Origin of the sequence: Flammeovirga agarivorans (assembly GCF_012641475.1) — a bacterium.
Classification (GTDB): domain Bacteria; phylum Bacteroidota; class Bacteroidia; order Cytophagales; family Flammeovirgaceae; genus Flammeovirga; species Flammeovirga agarivorans.
Genome location: NZ_JABAIL010000101.1, coordinates 1 through 635, shown reverse-complemented (window position 1 = coordinate 635; position 635 = coordinate 1). Strand labels below are relative to the sequence as shown.

The following is a 635-nucleotide window of genomic DNA, read 5'->3' as shown; positions in this document are numbered from 1 at the left end:
CTGATGTTGATGGAGTTAGCCGAGTTGAGACCCAGCGTCGCCTTCAGCTCTTCATCGTCAAACGCCTGCTTCACCAGCGCCTGGCAGGCATCAAAGTCGCCATCAATCGCCACGGTTTCAATATTGCCGCCGAGGGTACAGAACAGCTTCTCCTGCAGCGGACTGATCTTGCCGCGCGGATAGAGGATCACTACCTTGACGTTCGGCAGGCCGTAGAAAGCATGCGCCACCGCCGCCCCGGTGTCGCCAGAGGTCGCGGTGAGGATGGTGACCGGCTTATCGCCTGCGATGTGGGTCAGCATCTGCGCCATAAAGCGGCCGCCGAAATCCTTGAACGCCAGCGTAGGGCCATGGAACAGCTCCAGACAGCCGACATCTTCCTGAACCTTGCTTACCGGCGCCGGAAACGCAAACGCCGCGCGCACCCGCTGCTGCAGGACATCCTGCGGGATCTCATCGCCGATAAAGGCGGATAAAATTTTGGCGCTACGGGTGACAAAGTCCTGCGCCAGCATGTCGTCGATTTCAGTCAGGCTGAATTCCGGCAGATCGTGCGGAAAGAACAGGCCCTGATGCTTGCCAAGTCCCTGGGTGACGGCCTGCGCAAAGCTGACCTGCTCGTTATGATCTTTTAA

General features: G+C 58.7%; 1 protein-coding gene. It reads right to left on the bottom strand.

What is annotated here, in order from left to right:
• Window positions 1-635 (bottom strand): threonine synthase (gene thrC / locus HGP29_RS28435; protein ID WP_168885835.1); only part of this gene is annotated, 635 nt, incomplete at both ends.